7 protein-coding genes are annotated in these 6,416 nt (G+C 44.4%); 4 read left to right on the top strand and 3 right to left on the bottom strand.

Annotated features, from left to right (window positions below; genetic code table 11):
- On the top strand, positions 1–421 hold a 421-nt coding region (locus tag C7Y66_RS31070; RefSeq protein ID WP_158265916.1), incomplete at its 5' end, for a hypothetical protein.
- A 200-nt stretch (positions 422–621) separates the two neighbouring features.
- On the top strand, positions 622–1,185 hold the full coding sequence (locus tag C7Y66_RS13080; RefSeq protein ID WP_106545912.1) for a zinc ribbon domain-containing protein: 564 nt from the start codon (positions 622–624) through the stop codon (positions 1,183–1,185).
- A gap of 71 nt (positions 1,186–1,256) precedes the next feature.
- Here the strand turns inward: C7Y66_RS13080 and C7Y66_RS13075 are convergent, their stop codons facing one another.
- Positions 1,257–1,784 (bottom strand): DUF3172 domain-containing protein, encoded by a 528-nt coding sequence (locus tag C7Y66_RS13075; protein WP_015155203.1) that lies wholly within the window; start codon positions 1,782–1,784, stop codon positions 1,257–1,259.
- 182 nt (positions 1,785–1,966) lie between these two features.
- On the opposite strand from C7Y66_RS13075, the gene C7Y66_RS13070 reads away from it, so the two are divergent.
- On the top strand, positions 1,967–2,776 hold the full coding sequence (locus C7Y66_RS13070; RefSeq protein ID WP_015155202.1) for an ABC transporter permease: 810 nt from the start codon (positions 1,967–1,969) through the stop codon (positions 2,774–2,776).
- Between the two features lie 107 nt (positions 2,777–2,883).
- On the opposite strand, the gene C7Y66_RS13065 is transcribed toward C7Y66_RS13070, so the two are convergent.
- Positions 2,884–3,705 carry a circadian clock KaiB family protein gene (locus C7Y66_RS13065; RefSeq protein WP_106545911.1) on the bottom strand — a complete coding sequence of 274 codons (822 nt, stop codon included), beginning with the start codon at positions 3,703–3,705 and terminating at the stop codon, positions 2,884–2,886.
- 143 nt (positions 3,706–3,848) lie between these two features.
- On the bottom strand, positions 3,849–5,237 hold the full coding sequence (locus C7Y66_RS13060; RefSeq protein WP_106545910.1) for a type IV pilus twitching motility protein PilT: 1,389 nt from the start codon (positions 5,235–5,237) through the stop codon (positions 3,849–3,851).
- A gap of 722 nt (positions 5,238–5,959) precedes the next feature.
- Here C7Y66_RS13060 and C7Y66_RS13055 point away from each other — a divergent pair.
- Positions 5,960–6,340: a hypothetical protein gene (locus C7Y66_RS13055; RefSeq protein WP_015155199.1), complete on the top strand. Its 381-nt coding sequence runs from the start codon at positions 5,960–5,962 to the stop codon at positions 6,338–6,340.
- The last annotated feature ends 76 nt before the right edge of the window (positions 6,341–6,416 follow it).

The raw sequence follows: 6,416 nt of genomic DNA, 5'->3' as shown, positions 1-6,416 counted from the left end.
GTATATATACTTTCGCGGTATTAAAGGAATAGAAGATTGGGGAAATACTCCCTCTGCAATTGCTCGATACTTGAATCAAAGAGTGAGTTCTACAGATTATATATATGTCTTTAACTATCACGCAGTAATTTACTGCTTAGTACCAGCTCAAGTACCAACTAGATATGCGTTTCCTCTATTTATCACCACAAAACTAGCAAAAATCACCGATCGAGATCCGGCTAGAGAGCTAGATACAATTATGGCAAAAAAACCACTTTATGCGATCGTGTCTAGCGATCGCACTGAAAATAAAAATATTTTAGATAGAATGAAAAACTATCTTCGACAAAACTACAAGCTGGAAAAAACTTTTGTGGATCTAGAAAGGGAAATTCCAGGAAGAGAAAGATTACAGATTCAGCTCTATAGAAGAGTGTAGCGAGAAGAGAATTCAAAAGTCAAAAGTCAGAAGTCAAAATTGGGACAAGGGAAACACAATCAAGTCACGAGTCACGAGTCACGAGTAATGCCCTCTACTCCCTGCTCCCTGTTAACTGATAAATGTTAAGCGATCGCTCTTTAACTGCAAGAAGATTAGATAATAATAGTAATTAGGAATTAATCAGTAAAGAGGTTCTCATGGCTTACGTATGCGAGATTGGCACGGGTCAAAGAGCCTACCTCGACAATCAAGGTAAGCAAACAATTGTGACTACTGCTAGTAGTAGCCTCGGACAGCAGCAACAATCGAGTCAAAGTTTTGTGACGGGAAGTTGGACAGCATCCCCAGAATCATTCCGAAATGCTAGCGGTGTAGTCGTCAAAATTACGACTAGTCAAGGACAATACTTTATCCAAATCCAGGGTAATAGTATGGGCATGATGGCTGAATCTCCGTCACTTCAAGGCGCTCAACAAATCCAACTACAGCAGATCGATTATATTCCTACCTCATTGATGCCACCGATGGAGCCAATGAAACCGATGGAGCCAATGGAGCCGATGAAACCGATGGAGCCAATGAAGCCTATGAAAATGGGTGACATGGAAATGAGTATGAATCCAATGCAAATGCGCATGGGTAACATGGAACTGCGCATGGATAAAGCAGTCTCAGGTACGCACCGCTTTTGCAGTCAGTGCGGTACGGAAGTCAGTCCGAGCGATCGCTTCTGTTCTGCTTGCGGACATCGCTTGCAGTAATTCATTAGTTTTAGGGGGCGTACAGCTAGCTGCACGCCCCCATAAATACCCTATTAGCCTTTTTTAAGCTTTTAGAATTGTTCGGTCTGACCAGGCGTACCGCCAGATTGCGTCAGATAGAAATTCTTGGCTCCGTCATTTTGATAAACGCAATTAATTTCTGGAGAAGTGCCTAAATCTCCCGTAAAACCAAACGTATTCATTCGGTTTTTGCAATCTCGCACTTGTTCGTTAGTCACTAATTTACGGTCTTCTAAAAGATTCCAGCTGTTGGTTCTCAGCACGCAACCTGGGCGCATACTAGGCTGAGATACATACACGTTGAAGGGGTTGAGAGAAACAAATAGTCTAGTATCCATGACCATTGCACTAGCGCCATACTGCACGCACAGATCGGCATTAGGTGCGGCGCGATCGATAAACTCGCGAGAGGCAACGTTTCGAGTATCGGTAATTGTCGTGGAACTAAAAGCAATGCCAATACCAATTCCTAAGATCAACACAGCCGCCAGTACCATAACCGAAAGGTAATTAAAGGCAGTTTTGACTGGTGAAGACTTCGGAGCAGGTGCAGTTCTAGTAGTAGCTTTACGTCTCATCGTTGATAGGGGTGTAGGGTGTAGGGTGTAGGGATAAGAAAGACTTAGGGACGAGGAAGACAAGGGAGACAGGGGAGACAAGGAAGCAATTCTAGCTACTAGTCACTCTCTTTCCCGACTTCCCGATCCCTGATTTTTCATAAAATTAAGAAGTATGAATTCGTAGTTCGGACTCAAAGTAAGTGGATTTTCAAGTTGGCACGTTAAAAGCAAGAAAGAGTTATCTACAAACCCTGATAGCAGATAGTTTAACGATATTTTGGGGCGATTGGCTAGAATTACGAGTGCGGATTGCCCAAGTTGCTGCTTCAGGCTTAGTGTCGCCCTTGATTTATATTTTGGCGTTTGGTCTGGGTTTGGGAAGTTCGTTGCCCAAGCCTGCTGTAGGTGATAGCTATCTAGAGTTTATCTTGCCTGGAATGGCGGCGCTATCGTCCATGACCATTAGCTTTGGTGGCACGACATTTTCAATTTGTGGCGATCGCCTATTTGCCAAAACCTTTGAGGAATTGCTCTTAGTCCCCGTTCATCCCCTTGCCTTACACATGGGTAAAATGCTAGCTGGAGTTGTGAGGGGGTTAATGACTTCAGCGGCGGTGGTTTTAGTGGCGGCGATCTTTACTGGTAAGGTTTGGAGTTTTCTCAATCCCTTGTTCTGGCTGCTGTTAATTTTGAACTGTGCTGTATTTGCTGGGTTGGGGGTAATAGTTGGGTTAAAGGTGCGATCGCTCGAAAGCGTAGGTTTGGTTAACAACTTTCTCATCGTGCCAATGTCATTCCTGGGAGCCACATTTTTCGAGCCTGGGACGCTACCAGGTTTCCTCAAAGTGGTTGTTTACCTTTTACCACTAACCTACACCAGTATTGGGCTAAGAGCGGCTGCGTATTTACCACTATCGCAGTTTCCTTGGTATAGCATTCTTGTTTTATTCATAGTCGCGATCGCCTTATCTCTTTACGGTGCTTACTTGTTCTCCCACCAGCAGGATTAGTCAGTTATCAGGGAGTAGGGAGTAGGGTGTGGGGTGTGGGGTGTGGGGTGTAGGGTGTGGAGATTGTAAATTTCTTTCTCCCTTGTCTCCCCCCTCTCCCTTGTCTCCTACAATTCCGGCGATATCAGCAATTTCAAAATCTTAGCCGTGTTATCTAAGTCACCTACGAGTCTTCGGACTGGGTGAGGCCACGCTCTGACTAAAGTAGGGGTAGCAGAAACTTGATATAGTTCGGCTTGCTCTGGATGTTTAAAGACATCGACAACTTTTAAGGTGTAAGGATGGCGTAGCGATTGTTCTAGCAGCTGATGTAAAGTCTGAAGGATTCGCTCGGTATTTACACTGTGTCCCGCTACAAATAAGCGCAGCACGTAACCTAGCTTTTCGGAATATTGAGATTCTGCTGGGGTTGCCTCTGTAGCTGTGACTGTGGTTTCTATTTCCGGTGCTTTTAGCTCCGTCTGAGAGAAATTAGCAGTCGCATCATATCTCATATGTGGGGTAGCAGTGGAGGGATCGAACCGCACGATCAAACCACGATCGTCCCACAATTGGGGAAAACAAGCGCGATAGGTAGCTAATGCGATCGGATCGCAAAATTCTTCCGACCAAGGAGCTGCCTGCCACACTAATTCTCCGACATCAAAAACTGCATTGAGTAATGCCTGATGGCGCATCACTAATGGATAAGCTTCAGCAAAGGTTTGGATGTGCTGAGTCTGTGGATCTAACCAACAATCTAGCGTTGCTGTGTAGCAAGGAACGAGAAAGTGGGGTGGCTCTGGCAGTCCTAGTATTTGTTGTAGCTCCATGCATAACTGTAAATGCCAGCGCTGCTGTTTAGAGCGATCGATACAATAAATCAGATCCCCCCCCGGCGTAAACAGGGCGATGCCTTTAAATACTTGGAGCGAACTAGAATGACTCAATTTTAGCGGGGGTAGGTAAAGGACAAGGGGGACAAGGGAGACAAGGGAGACAAGGAAGCAGAGGAGCAATTCAAAATGAGCAATCCAAAATTCAAAATCTAAAATTTCCCTCACTCCTCACTCCTCGCTCCTCACCCCTCTTCCTAGACTCGACCTCTGAGGGTCATAGCCATTTCATTAGGTTTGGGTGAGGCTTCTAGGGCTGTTTCTTCCGTGATTCGTCCTTGTTCGTATAGCTGATACAAAGACTGGTTCATGGTACACATACCCTCGAAGCCACAACGAGGAATAATTGCCTCTATTTCTTCAACCTGATTACGTATAATGTAATCTTTAATTGCGTCTGTATTAATCATAATTTCGTGTACGGCTGCTCGTTTGCTATCTGTAGTACGAACTAAGCTTTGAGCGATGACTGCTACGAGCGATTCAGCCACCTGAATTCGCATGGGTCCCTGTTCTTCGGGATTGTAAAGGTTCAAGATCCGTTCGATAGTTTTTACAGCGCTGTTTGTGTGCAACGTACCAAATACTAAGTGTCCGGTTTGTGCTGCTTTGAGGGCTGCGTTCACTGTCTCGCGATCGCGCATTTCCCCAATCAAAATGATATCTGGGTCTTCTCGTAAGGATGCTTTGAGGGCGTTATCGAATTTTAATGTATGAATTCCTACTTCCCGTTGCTTGATCAACGACTTTTGACTGACATGCACGAATTCAACTGGATCTTCAATTGAAATGATATTCTTCGGCATCGTCTTGTTGATAAAGTCGATCATCGCTGCCATCGTGGTAGACTTACCCGAACCTGTGGGTCCTGTCACCAAAATTAATCCTTTGTGGTAGTGGCATAGATCTCTAAATACCTGTGGCAAATTCAGTTGTTCCATTGTTAAGATTTTTAACGGAATCAGCCGCAGTACCATTGCTGGACCATTCAGAGCAACAAAAATATTGATCCGTACCCGCACCAATCCTTCATATTGGGTTGCACCGTCAAATTCTAAATCTTCTTTGAATTGCTCGATTTGCCGATCGCTCAGAATTTCTCGCAGCCAACTGAAAAAAATCTCTTCGTCGATCGGGGGATGATCGGTAAGTATAATCTGACCGCGATCGCGAAAGCGCGGTACTTCACCTACTCCTAAATGTAAGTCGGAAATACCGCGATCGTATGCTTCTCGTACCAATTGTTCTAATGTAGGCGCGTTACTAATTTTACTTTGTCTAGGACGGACAGCACTAGGTGGTGCTGGTCTAGGTACGTTGAGACGAGGACTTGTAGATGGCAAGGGTAACGGTTCTTCCGGCGGATTCACCGCTACATGAGTGCTGGGGATCGGCTGGATTGGCTGCGTCGAATTCACCCCTGTCACATTCACCGCTACATGGGTGCTGGGGATCGGCTGAATTGGCTGCGTCGAACTCACCACTCCCGTATCTCCACTGGAATTCATTCGCTGCGGTGGTGGTGGTATGGGAGGAACGCGGGGTGCGGGAGGTGGATAATTTGGCTGACGTTGGGGTTCTGTCATATGCCTCAAGTCTGTGTGATTACACGTTTAGTTTTCCCCTAATCAGTTATCAGTTATTCAGTGGTACGTGGTGTGGGGAGAATTCGGAATTCGGAATTCGGAATTCGGAATTAATTGCGAATGCGCGACTTGTGACTTGTAACTCGATCGTGTCTCCCAAGTCCCCCTTGTCTCTCTGACTGTCTTCCTCCTGTTGCCTGACTCCTTAATTTTGACTTTTGACTTTTAATTTTTGACTTCCACCTCGCTAGTTATAAAAATTCATGAACTTGCTTTGAGGATAGTTTTAATCTAACGATTATCAAAATGAGGAATTAAGGTGGGCGATCGCTTTCTTTTTGGTCAATAAGTCTGGGAGGAATTATGAGAAACCACCGCTGTATTTATACGAAATGTTAAGCCAATAAGGGTGCGATCGTTTTCTGGATTGACTCGTGGTTCTGCTTCACAAAAGATTTATCGCTCGATCTTTGTGAAAGCTAGTATCTAAAAGACTTTGAGGTTATATATCTCAAGATAGATGTTGTGACTTGCAAAGCGTTTTCATATGCTTTTCCGTTCGGATTTATAAACAGAAATTATCTAGTGTAAAGATTAATAACTATCCGATCATCTTATCTATGGGTATCTGTATACTAATTTTCAATAGGGCTTAACTGGCTCCGACTCGGCGTACAGAATTTTACAAATCTGAATTTTTGCATTGACTTTGGAGAGAAACTATGGCTTTAACTCAAAGCTCCAATTTAGGGACATCTTCTTCTTTATTTACACTCAAAAGCTTTTTAATCTGGAGTTTCACATTAGCAGTTTGTTTGCTCGTTGTGGGCTTTCCTTTAGTCGTTTTGATGGCTACAGTAGCCTTCTTGTTGTCGATGGTACTGCAATCTGTGATGCCAGTAAGTGCGGTTTTATTAGTAGCAGGAAGTGTAATTGGTTTCAACGTTTTGGCAGTGCTGATTGGAGCTAGCATGTTGACTTTGAAAGGAATTCACCCACATGAAGTTAAATGGTTGAGCTGGCTGCATGGCGAGGCAGATGACATTGATACTTCCGTCTATGCAGCTTGTCCTTTGACCTGCGATACGGAGCCAAAGTTCTAGCGGAAGCTAAGTTTATTTCATCCAAATAATGCATCTGCCCAGTGACCAGCTGGGTTTTTTCATTTTTGTAGAGTGT

Origin of the sequence: Chroococcidiopsis sp. CCALA 051, from assembly GCF_003015105.1 — a bacterium.
Classification (GTDB): domain Bacteria; phylum Cyanobacteriota; class Cyanobacteriia; order Cyanobacteriales; family Chroococcidiopsidaceae; genus Chroococcidiopsis; species Chroococcidiopsis thermalis.
The sequence above is the reverse complement of the archived record's forward strand: the minus strand, read 5'-3'. Positions and strand labels throughout refer to the sequence as shown.